A 22,906-nucleotide genomic window follows, 5' to 3' on the forward strand; every position below is an offset into this window, starting at 1 on the left:
TTTCTCTTTCCCCGAAATCATCAACCCCTTGGGCTACCCTATAACAGCTTAAGTCCATTGAGGAGACGGAAAAATTGGCTGAGTCTGACAATAGCAAAGTGATTATTATTGGGGGTGAAAAAGATAACTTACCCCTGATTATGCAACAGTCAGAATAAGGTTACGATCGGCTATGAAATCTACCTGTACCTATTGCCATCTCCTCTTTTATGGCTGGGGCTGGTGGCGATGTGATAATCTTAGAGATATCTGATCCCAGTCAATCCCAGTTAACTTCAAGATCCATCTCCAAGCCCATGCCCCGTTTTACTCCCTATACCTTGCAAATGCAAATTACCCGCATGTTCCAGGAGGGGCAATCATTTTTTGCCCAAATTAAAGTCAATGATTGGCTCAAGGAACATAACCAAGATCCTGATGACTATACTATAGAGTTTGTGCAAATTCCAGCGCCTCCAGGATCGGCTGATGTGTATGCGATCGCGATTCAAATTGAACGTAAAGATGGAGAACCGTTAGAAGACTGGCTTTTAGAAGAGATCAACCGTCAAGGGTAATCTCAGCGATACTCAGAGATTCTGCCCCAAGCCGATGATGAGATTTGAACTCACGACCTACCGATTACGAATCGGTTGCTCTACCACTGAGCTACATCGGCAATCACCATTCTTAATTATAGTATAGACCGAGATTTTAGTCTAGAATCTAGAAGGAATACGCAAGAGAAAAGATTCAAACTCAACGTTGGATGACAGAACGTGCTTTTTGGTTGGCCTGGTCACAATTGCCGAAAGTCGGGCCGGTTTTGCTACAGAGAATGGAGCATCACTTTGGCAGTTTGGCAGCCGCTTGGCAGGCGGAGGCGATCGCCCTCAGTGCAGTAGAAGGAGTCGGCATCCAAACCGCCCAATCCTGGGTACAGCAGCGTCAACGCATAGATCCCATCGCCCTTTTAGAGCAGCATCTACAAACTAATCCCCAATTTTGGACTCCGGGCGATAACCTCTATCCACGGTTACTCTTAGAAATTCCCAACCCACCACCCGTCTTATATTATCGCGGTGTAGTCGAACCTCAAGAAAATCAGGGACTCAAACCAGCCATAGCCATAGTTGGCACTCGTGACGTAACTGACTATGGCAGAAGATGGACTTATCGCCTCAGCAGACAACTAGCAGAACGGGGATTTACCATTATTTCTGGCATGGCTCAGGGAGTGGATACCCAAGCTCATCGAGGATGTCTAGATGCAGGAGGGCGTACCATTGCTGTTTTTGGAACCGGAGTCGATATTATTTATCCTCCGGGCAATAAAGCACTCTATAACCAGATTTTAGAGAAAGGATTAGTCGTCAGCGAATATCCCACCGGAGTGCAACCCAACCGCGCCCATTTTCCCCAACGCAATCGCATCGTCGCCGGATTAAGTCGAGCTGTATTAGTTACCGAAGCGCCCACCCAATCCGGAGCCTTAATTACTGCCCGATTAGCCAATGAATTTGGCCGGGATGTGTATGTATTGCCTGGACGCATTGATGATGAGAACTCTAAAGGATGCCTGGGTTTAATCAGTAAAGGGGCACAAGTCCTGATTAATGAAGGGTATATATTAGAGCTGTTGTCTCAGATTCCGCAACTCGATCCGGTTATCCCCAAAGAGAGCGCACCGACTCAACAGCTCTCCCTATTCCCTGCTTCTCCTGCACCAGCTCCGCCCTTACCCCCTTTGCAACACCAGGTATTAGAGGCGGTGAAAATGGAGCCTACTTCTGTTGATGCGATCGTACAGCAAACTGGGTTAACCTCAGCAGAAGTCTCTTCTACCTTACTGGAATTAGAACTACTCGGATTCGTGTCCCAATTACCGGGAATGCGATACCAGCGTTAAAACTGTCCTATCTGCAACCCCAAGGCAAAAACGATCCCGATGAGCATCCTATCTGGCTGAAAGGTAGGCCCGACGGTCATCAGTTAGGAACGGACGGCCCATAATATTCGTCAGCTTCTTAAGCCAAAACCGATACTGTCATTTGCTCCAGAACATTTGGGAATAGAGCTTTTTATAGTTGAGAAAATCCCTAAAACCAGTCTCTTAATTTTAGATGATGAACATGCGCTCAATTCTTGCTACTGTGCTCACTCTCTCCTCAACAGTATTGCTTGCTTCTGTACAACCGGCCTATTCCAGAACACCAGAAGAAGGTGGAAATAACTCTCAATCCTATGCACTCGTAGAAGAGCCGATGATTTGGCAACGACTCCTCCATCAAGACCAAACCATTACCAGTGTAGACATTAGTCCCACAGGAGATTTTGTCGTCAGTGGTAGCGAAGAAGCGATTGTCAATTTATGGGATTTAAGAGCGCAAAAGGTGGTTCGGAGTCTCCATAGTCATACTGCCAAAATTACGGCTGTGGTATTTAGTCCCAATGGGCAAACGGTTGTCAGTGGCAGTACCGATAAAACGATCAAAATTTGGAATTTAGCTATGGTAAGGCTCAAAATGACCATCTATACGGATCGTGAAATTCATTCCTTAGCGGTAAGTCCCCATGGACAAACCTTTGCCAGTGGCAATGAAGAAGGTAAAGTGGAAATTTGGAATTTAAATACGGGTAAAAAACACAGAGAATTTAGTACCCCCATCGCCTCGAAAGTGGAAGTCGCTTATAGTGAAGATGGCCGTCTTTTAGTGACTCGTTATCCGGATCGCGAAGTTGTCCATTTTTGGAATCCTCTAACGGGGGAGTTTTTAGGATCTAATCTCGATCAAAATTCATTGAGTTTAGACCCCGAACATGATAGCAGTTGTCACCGTTTATTCCAGGGGTTAGGTATTGAAGATAGAGGGAATTTTGCCGGGCAGTTTTGCGGGGCGATCGCTTCTACATCCAAAGGTAATTTTTGGGCAAATATTGACTCTAATTCTATTGTGCTTTGGCGTTTGCCCAATTCACTAAAGTTTACCACTAATCGATCTTAATTGGATATTAAGCGCTTAAGATCCATAAATCTATTTACATTAACTGTTCGATCATATTCAATATCCCTCGATCGTCAAAATCTTGACTCAATTTCAGAATGCGATCGGCAAAATAGGTGTAACCTTGATTTAAAGATTTTAATAACTCAGCTTGATGTTCAACCTCTTCAATATCGCCAATTTTAGCCGCTCTGTGCAGATTTTTTAATTCTTCAGCACAAGGATAAAGAACTGATATATCATGCTCTTCTAAAACCGCTTCCGAATCAACCTCAGAAATCTGTTCATAAATCCACTCTATTTTTAAATGCTTCTGTAAGCAGCTTAACAATTGTTGGATGTCAATAGGTTTAGGGATAAAGTCATTACAACCTGCGATTAAAGCTTGATTTTGTTCTTCTGGAGAGACACTAGCTGAAGAACCAATAATGGGAAAATATTTATACCCTGGTAAACGACGAATGGTTTCGGCCATTTGATATCCATTTAATTCAGGCATCATTAAGTCAGTAATGATTAAATTGGGTTTTAATTCTTCCAGTAAAATCAAAGCAGCTTCTCCATTTTCTGCTTCAATAGGTTCAAATCCAAAAGACTTTAACATTTGGCTCAACACTGATCGATTAACCTGATGATCGTCAACAATTAAGATTTTTAATGGTTGCCCTTTATAACCGATAATTTGTCCAGATTTTCCATCTTTATCCTCTGATGAATATCCCCTAGAAATAGGTACTTTTAATTCAAACCAAAAGGTACTTCCTTGTCCTAAAACTGTCTCTACATGAATTTCGCTTTCCATCATCTGTAGCAGTTGATGACAAATAGATAAGCCAAGTCCTGTACCTTCAGAACGCTTAGATTTAGAGCCAACTTGTTCAAAGGGTACAAAAATTCTCTGACACTCTTCTGCTGTCATGCCTACTCCTGTATCTTTAATTTCAAATCTGAGGTTAACTTCATTTGGGTTAGATGAAGTCATACTACTAACAGAAAATGTTACCGATCCTCTTTCAGTGAACTTAACCGCATTTCCCAATAGATTAATTAAGACTTGACGAAGGCGTTTTTCATCTACAACAATTCCTTTAGGTAGGGTTTTGTTCGGCATATAGTAAAAATCAATAGACTTGTTTTCTGCTCTAATTCTAATGATTTCTGATACACTTAATAGAAAGGAGTGTAAATTTAAGTTATTGGGGAGTAACTCTAGCTTACGCGCTTCAATTTTAGCTAAATCAAGAATATCATTAATTAAATTCAGAAGATGGGAGCCAGCTTGTTGAATGACATCAACTCCTTTACGATATTGATTTAAATCATTGGCCCGTTGTAAAATCTGAGCATAGCCTAAAATACCATTTAACGGAGTCCGCAATTCATGGCTTATACTGGCGAGAAAATCACTTTTAGCTTGATTGGCTGCATCGGCGGCTTCTTTGGCACTTTTTAAATGTTCTTCAATTAATTTATGATTGGTAATATCTATGCTCACTACCAGCATTAAAGGTAGACCCTGTTTCCCACTACCTAAAGGTAGTTTAATACTCTGAAAATAAATTTGTTCTCCTGTCGGTTTTGTGAATCTTTCTTCAAAAACTTTAGGGATTTGTTGAATCATAACCTCCCGTGCATGTCGTCGATATTGCTCTAGATCTTCGGGGTTATGAATAAATTCAGCTTGATTTTTACCAATAATTTCTGCTATCGGAGCGTTAAATAAGTTAGCCAAGGACTGATTGGCTAAAATCAGATGCCCTTCCCAGTCTTTGACATAAATGATATTGGGGTCGGTGTCAATGATTAAGCGCAAAAAAGTTTTTTGCTGTTCGAGTTGTTCTGTTCTTTGCTGGACTTTTTTCTCTAGTTTATCGTTTTCTTTCTGTAAGGATGTGACAAATGTTTTCAGTTGATCTGCCATTTGATTAAAGGAAGAAGCAACGAGGTCTAATTCCTTGATGTTTTTGAATTGAACTTTGCGATCGAAATCTCCATTGGCGATCGCCTCGGATGCTCTGGATAGACGGAGGATGGGTTGGGCGATCCACTGAGCGGTTAACACTCCTAAACCTGTGGTGATACCCAATGCGAGTAGAGAGAGCAAAATAGTTTGTTGGGTATTGGCATAGATCTGGCTCATAAAATCGGATTCTGGAAGTACAACGACAATCAGTAAATCAATGCCAAACTGATTATTGAGGGGTGTGACTTGTACAAATTGCTTTTGAGAATCTAAGGAAAAATCTAGTTGATAGCTACGGTCAATGGCAGCAAGCGATCCAAAATGCTGCATTAAATATTCAGTGGTTTCTTGAATTAATGGAGAGTCGCTGTATATGGCTTTGTCTACTGTGGGAGAGGTTAAATCAGTATTTACCCTAGAGAAGGATTGATTGATCGATGAGGCAATTAATGTTCCGGCACGATCGAGGATAAATGTTTGTCCCGTTTGACCGATTTTGATCTGACTGAGAAAATCATTAATTTGATCTAGAGCTAAATCGACGCTGATCGTGCCTAGGAGCTGATTTTGGGAGTCATAAATGGGATGATAGGTGGAAAAAACGGGGCGTTGACTGGTTTGCAGAATGTGGATATCATTCCAGGTTGGAGATTCTGTCGTTTTTTTAGGGGGGAGCTGATAGGGAAGATGCAAATGAAAGTTAGGTAGCGATCGCAACTTTTCTGTTTTCTCTCCTTTGTCATTGGTTTGCCACTGCTGTGCTAGAAACCCAGTTTCAGCGGTTGCTACCGTTAGTGTAATCTCTCCATCAACCTCTCGTTCGGCTCCGACTAGAGTACCCTTAGCTGTTTCCACACCAATGAAAGCCAACTCTTCAAACTGATGCAGTTGGTTCCACAAATAGCGCTCCAGGGTAGGGACATCCTCAAGACTCAGTAGATTGAGGTGAATGGAATCCACATTGTTTTCACTCACTTTGATGGGAGCTTCAATCAAATGTACCAATTTTTGCTCAATGCGGGCTACCACTTCATTGCGAAGCTGACCGGCTAAATTATGAACCGTTTGCTCTCCATTGCGTAGGGCTAACCAACTGGTAAATCCCACTACAGCAAAGAGTTGAATCGCAAATGGAATGACCAGAACCCACCGCAAGGGGAATTTAGTAGTGGGAGTAACGGGTAAGGAAGTTTTTAGCATAAGCCGGAAAGAGAATTGGGATAATTTCTTTCTTAGTTTAATAGATGATTTCAGGTTAATGGAAAATACAATAAAAATTGTAATTCATTTTTCTGGCTTTCTAACTAATTGAATGATACTGTGATGCAGAATACAAAAATAGAGCAAAAGTTGAAAAACTCTGCTCATGGGAAAAATAAAAAATGTATGCTCAAGTGCAAAAAACAGGAGAGTGGAGCAGGAATAATCAAGATTTACTTGGTTCCGAAGAGGCGATCGCCCGCATCCCCTAAACCCGGTAAAATATATCCATGCTCATCTAACCCTTCATCAATAGCCGCCGTATAAATCGGGATATCCGGATGTTCATCTTGCACATGCTCCAACCCTTCAGGAGCGGCTAACAGGCAGACAAACTTAATTGATTTCGGGTTAAGCTCCTTCAACCGACTAATGGCAGCCACTGCCGTGTTACCGGTTGCTAACATGGGATCGACAATAAACATATCCCGTTCTTCCACATCATGGGGAACCTTGAGATAATATTCAATGGGAATCAAGGTTCTGGGATCTCGATATAACCCAATATGCCCCACCCGCGCTGAAGGAATCAGTTCTAACATCCCATCTAAAATTCCTTGCCCAGCTCGCATAATCGAAATCACAACCATCTTTTTCTCTGGAGCTAAAACCGGCGCTTGCATCACCCCTAAAGGTGTCTTAATTTCTTCTAATTTTAAGGGTAAATCTCTCGTCACTTCATAGGCAAGTAAGAGGCTAATTTCTTTGAGCAACGAGCGAAATTTAGCCGTACTGGTTTCCTCGCGACGCATGAGGGTTAATTTATGGGCAATGAGGGGATGGTTGATAACGGTAATGTTGGACATTAGAAATGAGTAATGAGTAATGAGTTGACAGTAGATGGTTGATAGTTATAAGCTGTGGCTATTGAGCTATACCCGATCTATGGTTACCGTTCAATCTCTGACTTTAGCAGAATTTCTACAGCGCTCTAATTTAGAAGCATCTCCCGCGTGGGAATTTTTCCAGGGACAGGCGCAGTTAAAACCGATGCCAACCGTTGACCATAGTATTATACAGAAACGATTGACTGGAGAAATCGATCGCGCAGGAAGTTCCTATGAAGCGTTCCCAGAGTTACGTTGCACTCTAACGCAGCAGTCAGTTGTTCCCGATATTACCATTATTCGCGGCGATCGCATCCCTGTCGAGAATACAGCCATTTCTGGCGCTCCTGACTGGATGATTGAAATTCTTTCTCCCGATCAAAGTACCACAGCTTTAATTAGCAAAATTCAGCTCTGTTTGCAAGCTGGAACCCAACTGGGATGGTTAGTAGACTCAACGGAAAAAGTGATTATGGTATTTTTGCCAGAGGAGCGCATGATTCTCTGTCGCGGTGAGGATGTGCTTCCAGTTTTAGAGGGTATCGAGTTGCAGTTAACCGTAAATCAAGTTTTTAGTTGGTTATCTCGATAACCACCCCAGACACCAAGGAACACAGAGAAAAACTAAAAGACTGTACCATCACTGTCGATCAATAGGGGAGGAACTCCACCAGGGCGTAGTTGGGCGGCAATTTTGCGTCCGGCTGTCCAAGTTCCCCCTTGTAAGAGTTTGACTAAGGGGAATTCATCGGCAGTTAAGTTGAGTTTTTCCCGGATAATTTCGGCGAGTTGATCGAGTAAAATTAGGGTTAGGGCACGCCATTCAATAATTAGTTCTGAATCGACTTTATGGTAGAGTTGAAACTGGGCAGGATTTTTGAGTTCTAATACGCCTAAGTCTAAGAAAAGTCCACCATTGCGATATTCAGGTAACCCGGTGAGTTGATTTAAGTCAGTAAGGGTTAAGCCTAAGTCTTGCAAGGGTTCCAGGAGCGAGTAGGTTAACCATTGGGAGAGTTTATGAAAGGGAATAAATTGGGAACCTATGCTAGTATTGGGTAGGGCAAAATGTTGCCAAACATCGCCTAGATTTACTCCATCTAGGGTTAAGCGTCCGGGCCAAATTTCTCCTAGGCTTTCTAGTATAGTCTGGAGGATGGTGACGGCGGATAGTTGATGAGAGAAATTAGCACTTTTATTGGCTACATTTTGATCCCCCCAACCCCCCTTAGAAAGGGGGGCAGTTGTGAAAGTCCCCCTTTCTAAGGGGGATTTAGGGGGATCAACTTCAGTTTGTCCTAACCAATGGTGGATTAAATCGCTGGGACGGGGGGGAGAGCTAGGAAAAAATTGGGGAGAATTCGAGAGAACTTGACCCAATTTTTGCAGCAGTTGCAGTCGTCCAGAGATGCCAACTAAGGGATTTTTAGAGGTGACTTGAAAGGCGGTTTCTAGGGCGGGTTGGGTGAGGTTTTGCAGAGCGAGACTATCGACTTGATAGGGATGCTCTGGATTGCTGGAAAATAGACCTTGGCAAAAGCCGTGAAAACTGGCAACGGCTAATCCTTCAGAACGGCTATAAATCTGGTTGGTTTGCGGTTCTTGGTAATGCCATTTTTCCCCTGCTCCGGCATCTAGGAGGACGCTGATTATGGCTAAGTCGAGTTTTGATTTGGCTTGTTCGATGGGGGAATATTCAGATAGAGAGTGTTGCAGTTGCTGTAAACGGGAGATTCCCCCTATTTCAAAATGTCGCCACCGGGAATGAAAGGGGATGTTGAGATCGGGATATTCGGTGCGGATGACTTGAATGACATAATCAGCAACATCGGGTAGTTTGGATAGGTGGCAATGAAAGCCGGATAGCTGGTGAGATTGCGCTAAGTTGAATAGGATTAAGGCGCGATCGCGAATCGTTTGTGGTGTTCTTAATTCTCTGATAATGTCCTGCATCTAATCTATCTTCCTCCTAGAACTCAAAATTGGGGTTTTCTTCGGCTTGATTTTCCGGCCAATAATCGAGATCTAGGGTTTCGGTGATGGAAAAGGGACACAGTGCTGGAAAGTCATCAACCTTCATCCCGGTTTCTAGGGCAGCTCGTTGGCGTGCTTTTGCATAACAGCCCTCGAAAATTTGGTTAAAATAGCTTTTCAAGCTGGGGCTATCTCGAAAGGCTTTGTGAATGCGATCGCGGTGTTCGTAAATAGTATAGCGCCAGCTATGGGTCTGTTTTTCCGGTTGATATTGATACTTGAGTAAGTGCATCAGTAGAATTTCCAGGTTACTCTCGATCGCCCGTTTCTCACTTTTTCCTATGTCTTCAAGTTCTTCTGCAAGATGCTCTAGATCGAGACGATCGAGCTGGCGATCGCGTAATAATTGTGATGTAGTTTCTAGCCACAGATAATAGTCGCGATCGTAAAGATCGGGTAAAACAGAGCGATCGACTGCGGTTTCCATAGCCCTTGTGTTGTTGCATTTTTCGCTACTCTAGCACAGGTTTGGCGATCGAACTGTGCCATCCATAATGACATAATCGGCAACATCGGGTAGTTTGGATAGGTGGCAGCGAAAGCCGGATAATTGGTGAGATTGGGCTAAGTTGAATAGGATTAGGGCGCGATCGCGAATCGTTTGTGGTGTTCTTAATTGTCTGATAACGTCCTGTATCCATCTTCCTCCTTAATCCTGAAAATCATCTAGGGGCACATCAAAATCATCAGATAGGATAACCCGCTCTCGATCGCAGCCAAACCGAGGAGGACGAGATGCAGACAGAGGCGCGATTTTAATCTGTTGATCCTTGTGGTTCGTGATCACAATTTCTTGTCCTGCAAACGCCATTTCTAGCAGCTCGGCAATTTTAGGTAAGGCTTGATTAATATCCATGTTCTCCATACATCACCTCAAGATGCGCCTAAACTGGCTAAGACTTCCCGTAAAATCTCCTCGGAAACTTGATCGGTAATTCTCGCTGGCGGTTCTTCTACCGGCAAAATAAATCGCACCTGACCGGATTTTACCTTTTTATCCGTTTGCAAACTCTCTAAAATGCTGTCAATCGTGACTTCGGAAGGAATGCGCGTAGGGAGTCCAGCTTTTTCAATTAGGGCTAACTGACGCTCATCCCAATCTTGATCCCATCCTCCCATCTTCAAGGCTATTTGACTCGCTGCCACCATGCCGATCGCCACTGCTTCCCCATGAATCACCTGCTCATAACCGGTTAAACTCTCGATCGCATGACCAATGGTATGCCCATAATTCAAAATCGCCCGTAACCCTGCTTCCCTCTCATCCTGACTCACCACCTTAGCCTTCGCTTCACAGGAGCGAGTTAAAATCAAGTTCAATAACTGGGGGGGAACCGCATCAAAGCGATCCAGCCTGGTTTGCTTTTCAAGCTGCCCAAACAGCTCCAAATCCCAAATCACTCCATACTTAATCACCTCCGCCATTCCTGCCCGAAATTCGCGCTCTGGCAGGGTCTTTAGCACCTGACGGTCAACCAAAACGAGGCGCGGTTGATGGAATGCCCCAATCAGGTTTTTGCCCAGGGGATGATTCACCCCCGTTTTGCCCCCAATAGACGCATCCACCATTGCCAGTAAGGAGGTAGGGACTTGGACAAAATTAACGCCTCTGAGCCATGTGGCAGCAGCAAACCCGGTCATATCGCCAATGACACCGCCTCCCAGAGCAACCAGGGTAGAGGAGCGCTCTAGACGATGTTCCAGGGCACAATCATAGATGGTTTGAATGGAGTCTAGGGTTTTGTGTTGCTCTCCGGCGGGGATGAGATGGGAAAAGACCGTAAAACCGGCGTTGGTTAAGGAGGCGATCGCCCGTTCTGCATAATAATCGGCGATCGCCGGATTAGAAACCACCAGCACCTTATTCCCCAAATTCAACTGAGCCATACGAAAGCCAAGCTCATCAAGACTCCCTGGGGCGATCGCAATCTCATAGGACTTATCCCCCAACTCCACCCGCACCGTAGACCCTGAAACCAATCCATCCATCATCGCTTTCTGCTTCAACTCTTCGTCAATCAGTTGTATTCTAGTTTACGGAATGTTGCGATTAATCTCAAGACTAAATCCCTAAGTTAACAAAAGGACAAAAAACATGAGCATCAGTGCAGCCATTACCTACTTCGCTTTCCTCGGAGGCATGATCGGTGTAGCCCTTACCCTCTGGTTTGGACTACGAGCCATTAAATTGATCTAAAATTACCACCCTCTGCCCTGGCACAGACACGGAGAGATCGGAGCAGTATTTGTGGTATAACCTAAACTAGAGAATGAGCAGCCGGGTTTCTTGAAAAAGCCCGGCTTCTTCATACTAAATAGCAGAGAAGATAGAGATAAATTCTCAAGGGACGATGAAAAATAAACGCTTAAAAGAACTACTAATTGGCAAATTTTCCTTGGTTCGTCTGCTGCGCTCTACGATCGCCATTTATGCGATCGTTAGTCTCTATGTTCTATTCATTGCAGATAGCAAAATCTTCTTACCTCCTCTTGCTACCTACCAAACTCTTCCCCAGACGGTTACCCTGACCTCTGCACCAGGAATCAACATTACAGGTCAATATCTGCCCAACCCCAAAGCCCGCTATACCCTGCTCTATAGCCATGGTAATGCCGAAGACTTAGGCATAATTCAACCAGTTCTTGAACATTTAAATCAACTGGGATTTAGTGTCTTTGCCTACGACTATCGAGGCTATGGAACCAGTCAAGGAAAACCCACAGAACGAGGCAGTTACCAAGATATTCGCGCTGCTTATACTTATCTCACCCAAACCCTGAAAATTCCCCCGAATCAAATTATCCTCTATGGTCGTTCCGTGGGTGGCGGCCCATCTATCGATTTAGCAAGGGAAATTTCGATCGCCGCTTTAGTGACTGAAAATACCTTTATTTCTGCCTTGCGGGTGGTCACTTGGATACCTGTATTTCCCTTCGATAAATTTAATAATATTGGCAAGATAAAAGAAATTAAGGCTCCCGTACTGATTTTCCATGCTACTTTAGATGAAATGATTCCCTTCATCCATGGTCAGAAACTCTACCAAGTCGCCAACGAACCGAAAAAGTTTGTTCCCATTGAGGGCTTAGGGCATAATGATTGGATGGGAAGAGTCGATCTCTATAACCAAAATTTACAAGAGTTGAGTTTGGGACAGGCTATTCCAAGATAATCCCATAGCCCGTTCCTGGATAAGCGGGTGCTAAAATTGGTGCTAAAATTGGTGCTAAAATTAACGTTTCAATGCCAGCTACAGTAATCTGATGGGCGAGTATGGGCAAAATTGAACCGGGAATGAAAACCAGTCTTCCTTTGTGGCAGCGATGTCGTTCATTGGTGTGCGAGCAAATTTGGCCCAAGCTCTGCCAATGGTGGAAAGATCCCCAGGGTTCATGGCTCGATTGGGTGACTGTAAAAAATGCGGTGGTAATTGTCACTTTAACAACTACTGGTCTCGTGGTGGGGTTGAGAAAAGCGGGCTGGACACAATCGGCGGAATTGTCGATTTATGACCAATTTACCCAATGGAGGGCGATCGCCAAAACGGACGATCGACTCTTAATTGTTGGCATCACAGAAGAGGATATTCAGGCCCAACAGAAGTATCCCCTATCCGATGAAACCATTTATCAACTGCTACAGAAATTAGAGGCTCATGAGCCGAGGATCGTGGGTTTAGATATTTATCGGGATATTCCCCAAAATCCCGGCCGTGAGGAATTTATCGCCTATTTACTCGGCGAAAATAATCGTACTGTAACCGTTTGTCAACTCAGTAAAGGTGAGGATGATACGGGGGTTCCTCCTCCTCCGGGAGTCCCCGATTCGTATCTAGGATTTGCTGATGTTGTCATAGATGAGGATGGGGTGATTCGGCGCAGTTTATTGTGGGGTAAACCCTTCCCCTCTTCTAAATGTCAGGTGAAACAAGCATTTTCGCTGCAATTGGCACGCCATTATCTTCAGCATGAAAATATTGAAGCTAAAATCTCCCAAGGGACTCTAATGTTAGGTTCAGTACCCTTAACTCGTCTAGAACCGAATACGGGGGGTTATCAGGGGGTGGATGCTGAGGGCTATCAAATTTTATTGAAATATCATTCTCCCGATCGCGTCGCTCGCAAAGTGACGTTAATGGATGTTTTAGAAGATCGGGTCGATCCCAGTTGGATACGCGATCGCATTATTCTGATTGGGGTGACCGCTCCCAGTTTAAATGACTTCTTTTATACGCCCTATAGCGGAGGTCAAGAAACCAATCATCAAATGGCAGGGGTAGAAATTCATGCCCAAATGATTAGCCAACTCCTCTATGCTGCTTTGGATGGCCAACCCTTGATGAGTACCTGGTCAGATCGGGTGGAAATCCTCTGGATTCTCGGATGGGCGACAGTCGGTGCTGCCATGAGTTGGAAGATTACCCATCCTTTGGCCTTATCGGGAACCTTAGCGATCGCCCTTTTGGGTTTAGCGGGAAGTAGTTGGGGTTTCTTTCAACTCTCAGTTTGGGTTCCCCTCTTTTCTCCCACTTTGGGATTGTTGATCGGCAGTAGCGGGGTATTAGGATATCGCTCTTATGAAACTCAAAAAATCCAAGCACAGATGGCTCAACGGGTGAAACAGCAAGAACAAGATTTGAAGTTATTGCAAACCTTTTTAGAGGAGCAGACAAAAGAACAAGCTTTCACTCAATTAGGCTCTGAAAATACGAAAAGCTCGACAGACACAGAGGGCGACGATGAGGAGGACTGTACCCAAATTGCTCCTGAAAATACAGAGGAATGGACTCAACCGATGAGTCTTTTAGGGGGAAGATATCATATTACTAAAGTCTTAGGTGCGGGGGGATTTGGCCAAACTTATTTGGCTCAAGATATTCAGCGCCCCCGACATCCCATTTGTGTGATTAAACATTTGCGCCCCGTGCAGACAGATGGTAATTTCTTTCAGGTTGCCCAACGGTTGTTTAAGACAGAAGCAGAAATTTTAGATATTTTAGGGCAACACGATCAAATTCCTCAATTATTTGCCTATTTTGAGGAACATCAAGAGTTTTATTTGGTGGAAGAGTATATTGAAGGCAGTTCTTTAAGTGAGGAATTGGGGGAAGATCGGCGCTTAGATGCGGATCGAGTGATAGAGTTAATTTTGGATATTTTACAAGTGTTGACTTTTGTCCATCACTATCAGGTGATCCATCGGGATATTAAACCGAGTAATATTATCCGTCGTCAGAGCGATCGCCGCCTGTGCTTAATTGATTTTGGCGCAGTTAAGCAGTTTGCGCCCCATTTAGAGGAAGAGACGGAACGGTTTACAGTGGCGATCGGTACAAAAGGTTATGCAGCTCCAGAACAATTGATGGGGCAACCGAGACTCTGTAGTGATATTTACTCTGTGGGCATGATTGCCATCCATGCTTTAACGGGGATTAGTCCCCAGAAGTTACGCCAGGATTGGGGTACAGGGAGCGCAGTTTGGCATCATTTGGTTGAAGATACGGTGAGCGTGGAACTGATGGATGTTTTAGATACCATGGTTGCTTATCATTTCCGCGATCGCTATCCCTCGGCTGCTGAGGCGATCGATGCCTTGAAAAAAATTAATTATTAATCCCTTTAGACATGACCTATTACCTTAGAATCAGAATAGGTTAGTGAGGTAACATCGAATGGCAGAACAGGCGATCGCCACCACAGAAACTCCAGAACTGGGGGAAACCCTATCCCCCCCGTGGACAATTGAGGATTCTGAGGCTCTCTATCGGATTAATGGCTGGGGAGACCCCTATTTTTCCATTAATGCGGCCGGCCATGTTGTCGTCTCTCCAAAAGGCGATCACGGCGGTTCCCTAGACCTCTATGAGCTGGTAGAAGGTCTCAAACAACGCAACATTAACTTACCCTTCGTGATCCGCTTTTCCGATATCTTGGCCGATCGCCTAGAACGGCTCAATGCTTGTTTTTCCCAAGCCATCACCCGATACAATTATCCCGGCATTTATCAAGGCGTTTTCCCGGTCAAATGCAACCAGCATCGGCAACTGGTAGAAGACTTAGTTCACTTTGGCCAACCCTTCCAGTTTGGTCTAGAAGCGGGTTCAAAACCTGAACTGTTGATCGCCTTAGCCCTGCTAAAAACCCCCAATTCCCTGTTAATTTGCAATGGCTATAAGGATAAAGAATACATCGAAACCGCCATTTTAGCCCGCAGACTCGGTAAAAAAACCATCATCGTTTTAGAGCAGCTCGAAGAAGTGGAGCTAGTGATCAAAGCCCATCAAGAATTAGGGGTAACTCCCGTGGTTGGTGTTCGTGCTAAACTCAGTACCAAAGGAGAAGGCCGTTGGGGTACATCCACAGGAGATGGAGCCAAATTTGGCTTAACTATTCCAGAAATTGTCCATGTCATTGAACGCCTAGAATCGGTTAATCTGTTATCCTCTCTGCAACTGTTGCATTTTCATGTTGGCTCCCAAATTTCTTCGATCGGTGTAATTAAAGATGCCATCCGGGAAGCAAGCCAAATTTATGTACAGTTGGCTAAAAGTGGTGCAGATATGGGCTATTTGGATGTGGGGGGTGGTTTAGGGGTTGATTATGATGGCTCGAAAACCAATTTCTACGCCTCGAAAAATTACAACATGCAGAATTATGCCAATGATATCGTAGCCGAGGTCAAAGAAGCTTGCGAACAAGCCAAAGTGAAAGCACCCGTGCTAGTTAGCGAAAGCGGAAGGGCGATCGCCTCCCATCAGTCTGTCCTCATTTTTGATGTATTGGGAACCAGTGAAGTGATGGCGAAAGATGCGGTTGCAACCCAAAGTAGCGATCATTTGATTATCCGCAATTTATGGGAAACCTACCAATTGATTCGGTTAGAAAATTATCAGGAATGCTACCATGATGCAATTCAGTTTAAGGAAGAAGCCATTAGTTTATTTAACTTTGGCTATTTGAGTTTAAGCCAACGAGCCAAAGCAGAACAGCTCTATTGGACTTGTTGCCAGAAGATCTTAGACATTATTCGTCACCAAGAATATGTACCCGACGATCTCGAAGACCTCCAGATCAGTATGGCTTCGATTTACTATGTGAATTTATCGGTGTTCCAATCAGCCCCTGATAGTTGGGCGATCGATCAATTGTTCCCTATTATGCCCCTACATCGCTTAGATGAACAGCCCACCTGCCAAGGAACTTTAGCCGATCTCACCTGCGATAGTGATGGCAAAATTACCAAGTTTATCGATCTGCGGGATGTGAAATCTCTGCTCGATTTGCATCCTCTCAAACGGGGAGAACCCTATTATTTAGGATTATTTTTAGGCGGAGCTTATCAGGAAATTATGGGCAATTTCCATAATTTGTTTGGCGATACTAATGCCGTCCACATTGCCCTAACGCCTAAAGGGTATCAGGTGAAGCAAGTCGTGAAAGGGGACACTATGGGAGATGTATTGAGTTATGTAGAATACGATCGCGAAGATTTAGTTGAAAGTATCCGCCAGCAAACTGAATCAGCCCTAGAAGAAGGGATCATTTCTATCTCTGAGTCCCAACGGTTGCTCAATAGCTATAAGGAAAGCCTCAACCGCTATACCTATCTATCTATGGAGATCTAATTATACGGGAGGTTGACCATGAGTGCTATGTTGACATCCTTGCCGGGATGACTCAAGACTGATTACTCATGGTCAAAGTAGGGAGATCCGAATGTAGGGTACGGTGCAGTCGTCTAGGCAAACTGGCTTCAATCTTCCACAATTGTACAGTAACACCCGATTTATGTAACTTCTCGTTATCCCTTATTATCAACGATGACTACTGTACTCGAACAAGGCACAATCAGTATTCATACTGAGAATATTTTCCCGATTATCAAAAAATCCCTCTATTCCGATCATGAGATTTTCTTTCGGGAATTGGTTTCTAACGCCGTAGATGCGATCGCCAAGTTAAAAATGGTCTCCCATACCGATGAATTTTCCGGTGAAGTTGGAGAACCCGAAATCGTCATTAGCCTCGATAAAGACAAGAAAACTCTCTCGATTAGCGATAACGGCATCGGTATGACTGCCGATGAAGTCAAAAAATATATTAACCAAGTTGCCTTTTCCAGCGCCGAAGAATTCTTAGAAAAGTACAAAGGAACGACAGAAGAAGGCATTATCGGCCACTTTGGCCTAGGGTTTTACTCCTCCTTCATGGTCGCCAAACAAGTCGAAATCGATACCCTATCCTATCGGGAAGGGGCGCAAGCGGTTCACTGGACTTGTGATGGTTCCCCAGCCTTTACCCTCGAAGACTCGGAGCGTACCACCCGTGGCACAACGATTATTCTGACTCTGATGGATGAAGAGGAAGAATACTTAGAACCGACTCGGATTAAGCAGTTGGTGAAAACTTACTGTGATTTTATGCCCGTTTCCATTAAGCTCGACGGAGAGCAGATTAATAAACGGGATGCTCTATGGCGCAAATCTCCCCAAGATCTCAAGGATGAAGACTATCTAGAGTTTTATCGCTATCTCTATCCCTTCCAAGAGGAACCTCTGCTCTGGATTCATCTGAAAACCGATTATCCTTTCTTGCTCAATGGGATTTTGTATTTCCCCAAACTTAAACCAGATGTGGATGTCACCAAAGGACAAATCAAGCTGTTCTGCAATCAGGTGTTTGTCTCTGAACATTGCGAGGAGATTATCCCTAAATTCCTGCTTCCCATGCGGGGAGTGATTGATAGTCCCGATATTCCCCTGAATGTGTCGAGATCTGCTCTGCAAATGGATCGCACCGTTCGTAGGATAGCAGACTTTGTGGCCAAGAAGGTTGGCGATCGCCTCAAAGAACAATACCGCGACTCCCGCGAAGACTACATCAAGAGCTGGAAAGACTTAGGCACATTCGTTAAATTTGGCTGCCTCAACGACGACAAATTCAAAGCCCAAGTCGAAGATATCGTCATCTACCGTACTACTTGGGATGGACAAAGGGCCGAAAGTACCCCAGAAGTACAAGTACAAGCGGAAGAAGGGGACGCTTGGCAAGAGGTTCAACCCAGCAACAAAGACGCTCAAGGCTATACCTATACCACATTAAAAGAATACCTGGATCGCAACAAGGAGCGCCACGAAAATCGCGTCTTCTACTGTACTGATGAAGTGAATCAAGGAACCTATATCCAATTGCACCAAAATCAAGGATTAGAAGTCCTGTACATGGATTCTTTCATCGATCCTCACTTTATCAGCTTCCTAGAGCGCCAGTATTCTGATGTGAAATTTTCCCGCGTGGATGCCGAAATTGACGAGCAATTGTTGGATAAGGAAAACGACAAGGAAATTGTCGATCCAAAAACCAATACCACTGCCAGCGAACAAATCAAAGCACTGTTTGAGAAAGCGCTCAATAAACCCAAACTTCAGATTCGGACTGAATCTCTGAAAGGTAATAATAATGAGCAAAATCCGCCTGCAATGGTGTTATTACCCGAATTTATGCGCCGCTTGCAGGAAATGAACGCCATGTTCCAACAAGAAACGGCGAAGTTTCCGGAAGAGCATATTCTGTTAGTCAATACCGCTCATCCACTGATTCAAGATTTATTGCGCTTGAGTCAAGGCAGTATTATTGCTAGTGAAGGAACTTCTCCTTCTGCGGAGTTAGCGAGTCTGATTTGCAATCAAGTTTATGATTTGGCTTTGATGGCGCAAAAAGGTTTTGATGCGGGTGGGATGAAGTCTTTTGTCGATCGTTCGACGCAGGTTTTAACCCGCTTAACGGCGAAAGCGTAATTATCACTTGTGGGTTAGGGGTAGATGATGAATCTACCCCTAATTTATGAATCTAGAGCGATAAGCATCTTTCTATTTAATCCCTACGATCAATCTCTAATGACAATTGACAAGGGGGATTAGACTTGAGTATGATTCAGCAGATTGGTTAATCCGGTGAGGACAAAGAATGAAACGGAATTTAGCGATCGCCGCCCTAACTCTGCTGTTTTCAGGTAGTCTATCCCTACCCAGTTGGGCAGAAACGGTGATGGAAAAGGTGATGCGTACAGGGGTACTCACGGCAGGAACTCGAACCCATACAGCTCCTTTTGCCTATATTAATGAGCAAGAACAGTTGGTGGGCTATTCCATTGATATGCTTGACCGAATTCGCCAGGAAATGGAAACGCAACTGGGGAAAGAAATTACTTTAGAATTAGTCGAAGTGACTCCCGATACCCGGATTCCTTCCATTACAAATCGCACCGTTGATTTAGTCTGTGGAGCCACCAGTTTTACTTGGGATCGGGATGTTTTTGTAGACTTTTCGATTAGTTATGCGGTTACAGGGACTCGTTTATTGGTCAAAGAGGGGAATATATTAGGATCTCCCGAATCTCTGAAAGGTAAAAAAGTTGGTGTACTCCTGGGAACCACCAATGAGCAGGTGATTCAACTGATTCAACCCGATGCAGATCTGGTTCCAATGCGTGGGAGTGCGGAAGGATTAGCGGCTCTGCAAGAGGGGAAAATCGATGCTTTTGCTTGGGATGGTATTCTCTTGGAAGGGTTGCGAAAAACTGCCGGTAATCCCGATGAGTTCAGCGTTGTACCAGAAGTTCCTTATACCCGTGAAGGTATTGCTTGCATGATGCCAGAAGATAATTCTAAATTCCGCGATCTGGTTAACTATAGCCTGGCTAAATTCATGCAAGGTTACCTGATGGAGCGGCCGGATGATGTGGCTGTGATTAATCGCTGGTTTGGTGCAGAAGGAGTGACTCCTATTAATCAAGATTTAGTGGTGGAGTTTTTCCGAGATATTATTGATACCCATAGTCAAGTTCCTATTGCCCCATAGAAACCTGTCCTAGTTTTGTCTTGCGCTGCATCTGTAGGGGCAAAAAATTTTTCGCCCCTACTCAGAAGATAACCCAGGGTTGAAAAAACCCCTGAAGATGAAGTCAGGGGTTTAGATACCAATCACATATTTTTTCCATTCTTGATGTGTACCGCTCGTTACATGCTTTTGCAGCTCGAAATAGAGACTGCTGTATGGCTTTCGCGGTGAATGGGATAAAGTCATGAAGGCTTCTTCAGGAGTCCGGTTTCCTTTTCTGACATTACAGCGAACACAGGCTGTAACTAGGTTTTCCCAAGTGTCTCCTCCCCCACGCGATCGCGGAATGACATGATCGAGGGTTAAACCCTCTCCCTTATGACCGCAGTATTGACAACAATGGGAGTCTCTGTATAATACATTTCTTCTTGTTAATGGAATTTCCTTATAGGGAACTTGGATATAGTGCCGCAGTCGAATTACGGTTGGTAAGGGAAAACCAGGACACAACAACTTACCATTATGTTCCACTTGTTCGGCTTTTCCCTTGAGCAACAAAATAACCGCCCTTCGCCAGGTAGCGATATTGAGCGGTTCGTAAGAGGCATTTAACACCAGAACCTTGCTCATGGATATGATGGATTGCAAAAAGACTTTCACATAGCCTAGCACATTGTTTTCTCTTCAGCATAAAATCAGTAGGTTCAGGCGATCGCTCAATCCCCCTTACCCGGAAAGCACAGCATTTGATGAACGTTTTTAATACGGATGCTGTTTATGAGATTTTGCGGATTCACAGGAAGACTTTATGAAATCTATACTAAAGATTAAATAAGAATTCTGAACTCTATGTTAATTCATAACCCTATCTTAGAGTCTGCATTGACTCCCGGATCGGATATTACCGGAACCCCCAACGCCGATCTGCTCGTGGGAACCCCGAACCCCGATCGCCTCCTTGCCGATGCTGGAGATGATGCGATCGCCGGAAATCAAGGCTCAGATACTCTCCAAGGTCATATGGGTCAAGATCTGCTCTATGGTGGCCAAGACTCGGATTTCATCTATGGAGGTCAAGGAAATGACACGCTCTATGGAGATAAAGGAGGCGATCGCCTCTCCGGAGACCTCGGTTCAGACCTACTCATCGGGGGTGCAGGTGAAGACACCTTTATCTTCAGCCAGCCCTCACCCGAACATCCTAGCCAAGGGGACTGGATACTCGACTTTGAAGACACTCAAGATCGGATTCACCTCACAGGAGGATTAACCTACGATCGCCTCAGCATCGCTTTCGGAACCCATAACTTAACCTCTACAACCGTCCTTCAAGACCTGCTCACCGGCCAAACCCTTGCCATTTTACCCGGTATTCATCCCAACCAACTCACCGCCGAAGACTTCATTAGCGATCCTCTCCCCTCCACCCTCACCCAAACCGTCCAATCCGATTCTCCCTTACTCCTAGCCGATCCCCAAACCCCCAGCTCCTTTAACATCGAATTTGACTACCGATTCGATCGCAGTGGCTTTTTCAACGATCCCAACCGTCGCCAAATCCTAGAAACTGCCGCCTCCTTCTGGGAGCGCCATATTCTCGATGAATTTACCGATCTTGCGCCGGGAACCCCCATTTACATCAAAAATCCCAGCACCGGAGGCACGCTTTCCTTGACCCTAGATCGCCCTATTGATGATATCCTCGTGTTTGTTGGTACAGCGCCCCTATCTTCTGATACTATCGCCCAAGCCGGGCCAAGTGGCAATTGGACTCCCGGTAGCGAACTGGATGCGCGGTTTAATAGCAGCAACTTTGAACCTTGGACAGGTCACATCAGCTTTAATTCAACCATTAATTGGTTTATCGATCCCACTCCCCAAACCCATAATGATATTCCTCCAGGACAAGTCGATCTAATGACCGTTGCTACCCACGAACTGGGCCATATTCTCGGTATTGGCAGTTCCCAAGCCTTTAACCAATGGATATCGGGTCAAAGCTTCATCGGCCCCAATGCCCTAGTGATTACCGAAGGCTTAGGGGTTCCTCTAGCTGCCGATCTATCCCATATTCAAGACCACTTTTTACCCAATGGTATAGCTGGAGAATCCTTACTCGATCCGATGATGCCTTCCGGGGTGCGACAAATGCCCACTCTTCTCGATTTAGCGCTCTTGCAAGATATTGGCTATCAGATTATGCTCTAAGATTTCGCTCCCTTAACCAACTATCCAGCCAAGGGCGATCGCCCTTCGACAAGGGTGGCACGGGGTCTTGTGCATAATCTATCACTAGATCGTAACTTCCTGTATCGTATATATTATTTAACAATACTTGTAAATCTACTACAGGTTCCGGATCTCCAGACTTTAGAGGTAAGGGAAAAGAAGGAATTCGATCGCGTAACTTAAAGCCATACAAATCCGCTTGAGGGCGGCGATCGCCTCGACTGACCAAAATGCGATAATCCGTGGAACTCTGGCTATGATAAACCAGCATCGGTTCTCCCTTACGCAATAAATCAATCTCTACTAAATGCGTAGAACTACTTAAAATTTTATTGCGCTTACCCTCATATTGGTTGCGCCCTTTCCGAGACCGCTTATTTGCTGGAGAGAGGATTTCAATTGCCGTTACCACTTCCTTTGTAGCGATCTCTCGCACTTCTAAATAACCTTGCTTCCGGAGTTCCGGTACAGGAACATTGACAACTTGCGGTTGAGGTGGAGATGGGGCAACAGCAACACTTGTGCTTGAGAGTGGAGCAGTGTTGTGCGAACTGTTAATCGTGAAGTCGGGCACACCAACGAGTAGAGCTTCTTCTCCTATGGTTTCGTACATTTGTACCTCAACCGCCACTCTATATTTAGGACGCAGTTGGGGAGAAAGAAACCGAGCCAATTCAATAATGAGCCAGTGATGCACTCCTGGCCAAAGTTCTGGATGTTCTAGATAAGGGTTCATCCCTGGGAAGGGGGAAGGCATACCATTGACTCCT

At 44.6% G+C, this 22,906-nt stretch carries 21 protein-coding genes, 1 tRNA gene and 1 pseudogene; 12 read left to right on the plus strand and 11 right to left on the minus strand.

All coding sequences use genetic code 11. The annotated features are described in order from the left end of the window. Window positions 1-44: 44 nt before the first annotated feature. Window positions 45-158, plus strand: a pseudogene (locus tag AC3FZD_RS07960) (prohibitin family protein); the annotation flags it as partial. A 138-nt stretch (window positions 159-296) separates the two neighbouring features. After that, window positions 297-557: a hypothetical protein gene (locus AC3FZD_RS07965; protein WP_488739617.1), complete on the plus strand. Its 261-nt coding sequence runs from the start codon at window positions 297-299 to the stop codon at window positions 555-557. 29 nt (window positions 558-586) lie between these two features. On the opposite strand, the gene AC3FZD_RS07970 is transcribed toward AC3FZD_RS07965, so the two are convergent. Further along, window positions 587-658: transfer RNA gene (locus AC3FZD_RS07970), tRNA-Thr, on the minus strand. 90 nt (window positions 659-748) lie between these two features. Here AC3FZD_RS07970 and dprA point away from each other — a divergent pair. Both dprA and AC3FZD_RS07980 read left to right on the plus strand, forming a co-directional pair. Continuing rightward, window positions 749-1,888, plus strand: a complete 1,140-nt coding sequence (gene dprA / locus AC3FZD_RS07975) for a DNA-processing protein DprA (RefSeq protein ID WP_488739618.1) — start codon at window positions 749-751, stop codon at window positions 1,886-1,888. A gap of 268 nt (window positions 1,889-2,156) precedes the next feature. Further along, window positions 2,157-2,984 carry a WD40 repeat domain-containing protein gene (locus AC3FZD_RS07980; protein ID WP_488739619.1) on the plus strand — a complete coding sequence of 276 codons (828 nt, stop codon included), beginning with the start codon at window positions 2,157-2,159 and terminating at the stop codon, window positions 2,982-2,984. A 34-nt stretch (window positions 2,985-3,018) separates the two neighbouring features. Here AC3FZD_RS07980 and AC3FZD_RS07985 read toward each other — a convergent pair whose 3' ends face one another. Both AC3FZD_RS07985 and upp read right to left on the minus strand, forming a co-directional pair. After that, on the minus strand, window positions 3,019-6,147 hold the full coding sequence (locus tag AC3FZD_RS07985; protein ID WP_488739620.1) for an ATP-binding protein: 3,129 nt from the start codon (window positions 6,145-6,147) through the stop codon (window positions 3,019-3,021). Between the two features lie 233 nt (window positions 6,148-6,380). Then, the gene (gene upp, locus AC3FZD_RS07990) at window positions 6,381-7,013 is read right to left on the minus strand and encodes a uracil phosphoribosyltransferase (RefSeq protein ID WP_488739621.1); all 633 of its coding nucleotides are present in this window, start codon (window positions 7,011-7,013) and stop codon (window positions 6,381-6,383) included. Window positions 7,014-7,092: 79 nt separating this feature from the next. Between upp and AC3FZD_RS07995 the strand changes: the two genes are divergently transcribed. Beyond that, window positions 7,093-7,626: a Uma2 family endonuclease gene (locus AC3FZD_RS07995; protein ID WP_488739622.1), complete on the plus strand. Its 534-nt coding sequence runs from the start codon at window positions 7,093-7,095 to the stop codon at window positions 7,624-7,626. 32 nt (window positions 7,627-7,658) lie between these two features. Here AC3FZD_RS07995 and AC3FZD_RS08000 read toward each other — a convergent pair whose 3' ends face one another. From AC3FZD_RS08000 to aroB, 5 genes are read right to left on the minus strand one after another with little or no spacing between them, the layout of a single operon-like run. Next, the gene (locus tag AC3FZD_RS08000; protein ID WP_488739623.1) at window positions 7,659-8,987 is read right to left on the minus strand and encodes a URC4/urg3 family protein; all 1,329 of its coding nucleotides are present in this window, start codon (window positions 8,985-8,987) and stop codon (window positions 7,659-7,661) included. A 16-nt stretch (window positions 8,988-9,003) separates the two neighbouring features. Continuing rightward, complete coding sequence (locus AC3FZD_RS08005; protein WP_488739624.1) at window positions 9,004-9,495, minus strand: DUF29 domain-containing protein; 492 nt, start codon at window positions 9,493-9,495, stop codon at window positions 9,004-9,006. Window positions 9,496-9,525: 30 nt separating this feature from the next. After that, the gene (locus AC3FZD_RS08010; protein ID WP_488740297.1) at window positions 9,526-9,705 is read right to left on the minus strand and encodes a DUF1688 family protein; all 180 of its coding nucleotides are present in this window, start codon (window positions 9,703-9,705) and stop codon (window positions 9,526-9,528) included. A gap of 12 nt (window positions 9,706-9,717) precedes the next feature. Next, complete coding sequence (locus AC3FZD_RS08015; protein WP_488739625.1) at window positions 9,718-9,924, minus strand: type II toxin-antitoxin system Phd/YefM family antitoxin; 207 nt, start codon at window positions 9,922-9,924, stop codon at window positions 9,718-9,720. A gap of 17 nt (window positions 9,925-9,941) precedes the next feature. Beyond that, complete coding sequence (gene aroB, locus AC3FZD_RS08020) at window positions 9,942-11,060, minus strand: 3-dehydroquinate synthase (protein WP_488739626.1); 1,119 nt, start codon at window positions 11,058-11,060, stop codon at window positions 9,942-9,944. A gap of 103 nt (window positions 11,061-11,163) precedes the next feature. On the opposite strand from aroB, the gene petL reads away from it, so the two are divergent. After that, window positions 11,164-11,265 carry a cytochrome b6-f complex subunit PetL gene (gene petL / locus AC3FZD_RS08025; RefSeq protein WP_488739627.1) on the plus strand — a complete coding sequence of 34 codons (102 nt, stop codon included), beginning with the start codon at window positions 11,164-11,166 and terminating at the stop codon, window positions 11,263-11,265. 154 nt (window positions 11,266-11,419) lie between these two features. After that, entirely contained in the window at window positions 11,420-12,241 is an 822-nt protein-coding gene (locus AC3FZD_RS08030; RefSeq protein ID WP_488739628.1) for an alpha/beta hydrolase, read from the plus strand. Here AC3FZD_RS08030 and AC3FZD_RS08035 read toward each other — a convergent pair. Beyond that, window positions 12,228-12,506, minus strand: a complete 279-nt coding sequence (locus tag AC3FZD_RS08035; RefSeq protein WP_488739629.1) for a hypothetical protein — start codon at window positions 12,504-12,506, stop codon at window positions 12,228-12,230. The genes AC3FZD_RS08030 and AC3FZD_RS08035 overlap by 14 nt on opposite strands. On the opposite strand from AC3FZD_RS08035, the gene AC3FZD_RS08040 reads away from it, so the two are divergent. The 4 genes from AC3FZD_RS08040 (at window position 12,493) to AC3FZD_RS08055 (ending at window position 19,928) form a co-directional block, all read left to right on the plus strand. Beyond that, complete coding sequence (locus tag AC3FZD_RS08040) at window positions 12,493-14,682, plus strand: CHASE2 domain-containing protein (RefSeq protein WP_488739630.1); 2,190 nt, start codon at window positions 12,493-12,495, stop codon at window positions 14,680-14,682. The genes AC3FZD_RS08035 and AC3FZD_RS08040 overlap by 14 nt on opposite strands. Before the next feature lie 58 nt (window positions 14,683-14,740). After that, entirely contained in the window at window positions 14,741-16,693 is a 1,953-nt protein-coding gene (speA, locus tag AC3FZD_RS08045; RefSeq protein WP_488739631.1) for a biosynthetic arginine decarboxylase, read from the plus strand. A gap of 195 nt (window positions 16,694-16,888) precedes the next feature. Continuing rightward, the gene (gene htpG / locus AC3FZD_RS08050) at window positions 16,889-18,865 is read left to right on the plus strand and encodes a molecular chaperone HtpG (RefSeq protein WP_488739632.1); all 1,977 of its coding nucleotides are present in this window, start codon (window positions 16,889-16,891) and stop codon (window positions 18,863-18,865) included. 169 nt (window positions 18,866-19,034) lie between these two features. Continuing rightward, a complete protein-coding gene (locus tag AC3FZD_RS08055; protein WP_488739633.1) occupies window positions 19,035-19,928 on the plus strand; it encodes an amino acid ABC transporter substrate-binding protein in 894 nt (297 codons plus the stop codon). Window positions 19,929-20,039: 111 nt separating this feature from the next. Here AC3FZD_RS08055 and AC3FZD_RS08060 read toward each other — a convergent pair whose 3' ends face one another. Beyond that, complete coding sequence (locus tag AC3FZD_RS08060) at window positions 20,040-20,537, minus strand: HNH endonuclease (RefSeq protein WP_488739634.1); 498 nt, start codon at window positions 20,535-20,537, stop codon at window positions 20,040-20,042. A 219-nt stretch (window positions 20,538-20,756) separates the two neighbouring features. Between AC3FZD_RS08060 and AC3FZD_RS08065 the strand changes: the two genes are divergently transcribed. Continuing rightward, window positions 20,757-22,115 (plus strand): M10 family metallopeptidase C-terminal domain-containing protein, encoded by a 1,359-nt coding sequence (locus AC3FZD_RS08065; RefSeq protein WP_488739635.1) that lies wholly within the window; start codon window positions 20,757-20,759, stop codon window positions 22,113-22,115. Here the strand turns inward: AC3FZD_RS08065 and AC3FZD_RS08070 are convergent. Next, window positions 22,105-22,893 (minus strand): DUF4058 family protein, encoded by a 789-nt coding sequence (locus AC3FZD_RS08070; RefSeq protein ID WP_488739636.1) that lies wholly within the window; start codon window positions 22,891-22,893, stop codon window positions 22,105-22,107. The two genes, AC3FZD_RS08065 and AC3FZD_RS08070, sit on opposite strands and share 11 nt — an antisense overlap. Window positions 22,894-22,906: the final 13 nt, after the last annotated feature.

This window comes from Roseofilum sp. KMC-1 (assembly GCF_057802075.1).

What these genes read in the sequence shown, in the direction of transcription:
- AC3FZD_RS07965 (WP_488739617.1), top strand. Translation starts at nt 297, where the DNA reads ATGCCCCGTTTTACTCCCTATACCTTGCAAATGCAAATTACCCGCATG.
- dprA (WP_488739618.1), top strand. Translation starts at nt 749, where the DNA reads ATGACAGAACGTGCTTTTTGGTTGGCCTGGTCACAATTGCCGAAAGTC.
- AC3FZD_RS07985 (WP_488739620.1), bottom strand. Translation starts at nt 6,147, where the DNA reads ATGCTAAAAACTTCCTTACCCGTTACTCCCACTACTAAATTCCCCTTG.
- upp (WP_488739621.1), bottom strand. Translation starts at nt 7,013, where the DNA reads ATGTCCAACATTACCGTTATCAACCATCCCCTCATTGCCCATAAATTA.
- AC3FZD_RS07995 (WP_488739622.1), top strand. Translation starts at nt 7,093, where the DNA reads ATGGTTACCGTTCAATCTCTGACTTTAGCAGAATTTCTACAGCGCTCT.
- AC3FZD_RS08000 (WP_488739623.1), bottom strand. Translation starts at nt 8,987, where the DNA reads ATGCAGGACATTATCAGAGAATTAAGAACACCACAAACGATTCGCGAT.
- AC3FZD_RS08005 (WP_488739624.1), bottom strand. Translation starts at nt 9,495, where the DNA reads ATGGAAACCGCAGTCGATCGCTCTGTTTTACCCGATCTTTACGATCGC.
- AC3FZD_RS08015 (WP_488739625.1), bottom strand. Translation starts at nt 9,924, where the DNA reads ATGGATATTAATCAAGCCTTACCTAAAATTGCCGAGCTGCTAGAAATG.
- aroB (WP_488739626.1), bottom strand. Translation starts at nt 11,060, where the DNA reads ATGATGGATGGATTGGTTTCAGGGTCTACGGTGCGGGTGGAGTTGGGG.
- petL (WP_488739627.1), top strand. Translation starts at nt 11,164, where the DNA reads ATGAGCATCAGTGCAGCCATTACCTACTTCGCTTTCCTCGGAGGCATG.
- AC3FZD_RS08030 (WP_488739628.1), top strand. Translation starts at nt 11,420, where the DNA reads ATGAAAAATAAACGCTTAAAAGAACTACTAATTGGCAAATTTTCCTTG.
- speA (WP_488739631.1), top strand. Translation starts at nt 14,741, where the DNA reads ATGGCAGAACAGGCGATCGCCACCACAGAAACTCCAGAACTGGGGGAA.
- htpG (WP_488739632.1), top strand. Translation starts at nt 16,889, where the DNA reads ATGACTACTGTACTCGAACAAGGCACAATCAGTATTCATACTGAGAAT.
- AC3FZD_RS08055 (WP_488739633.1), top strand. Translation starts at nt 19,035, where the DNA reads ATGAAACGGAATTTAGCGATCGCCGCCCTAACTCTGCTGTTTTCAGGT.
- AC3FZD_RS08060 (WP_488739634.1), bottom strand. Translation starts at nt 20,537, where the DNA reads ATGAGCAAGGTTCTGGTGTTAAATGCCTCTTACGAACCGCTCAATATC.
- AC3FZD_RS08065 (WP_488739635.1), top strand. Translation starts at nt 20,757, where the DNA reads ATGTTAATTCATAACCCTATCTTAGAGTCTGCATTGACTCCCGGATCG.
- AC3FZD_RS08070 (WP_488739636.1), bottom strand. Translation starts at nt 22,893, where the DNA reads ATGCCTTCCCCCTTCCCAGGGATGAACCCTTATCTAGAACATCCAGAA.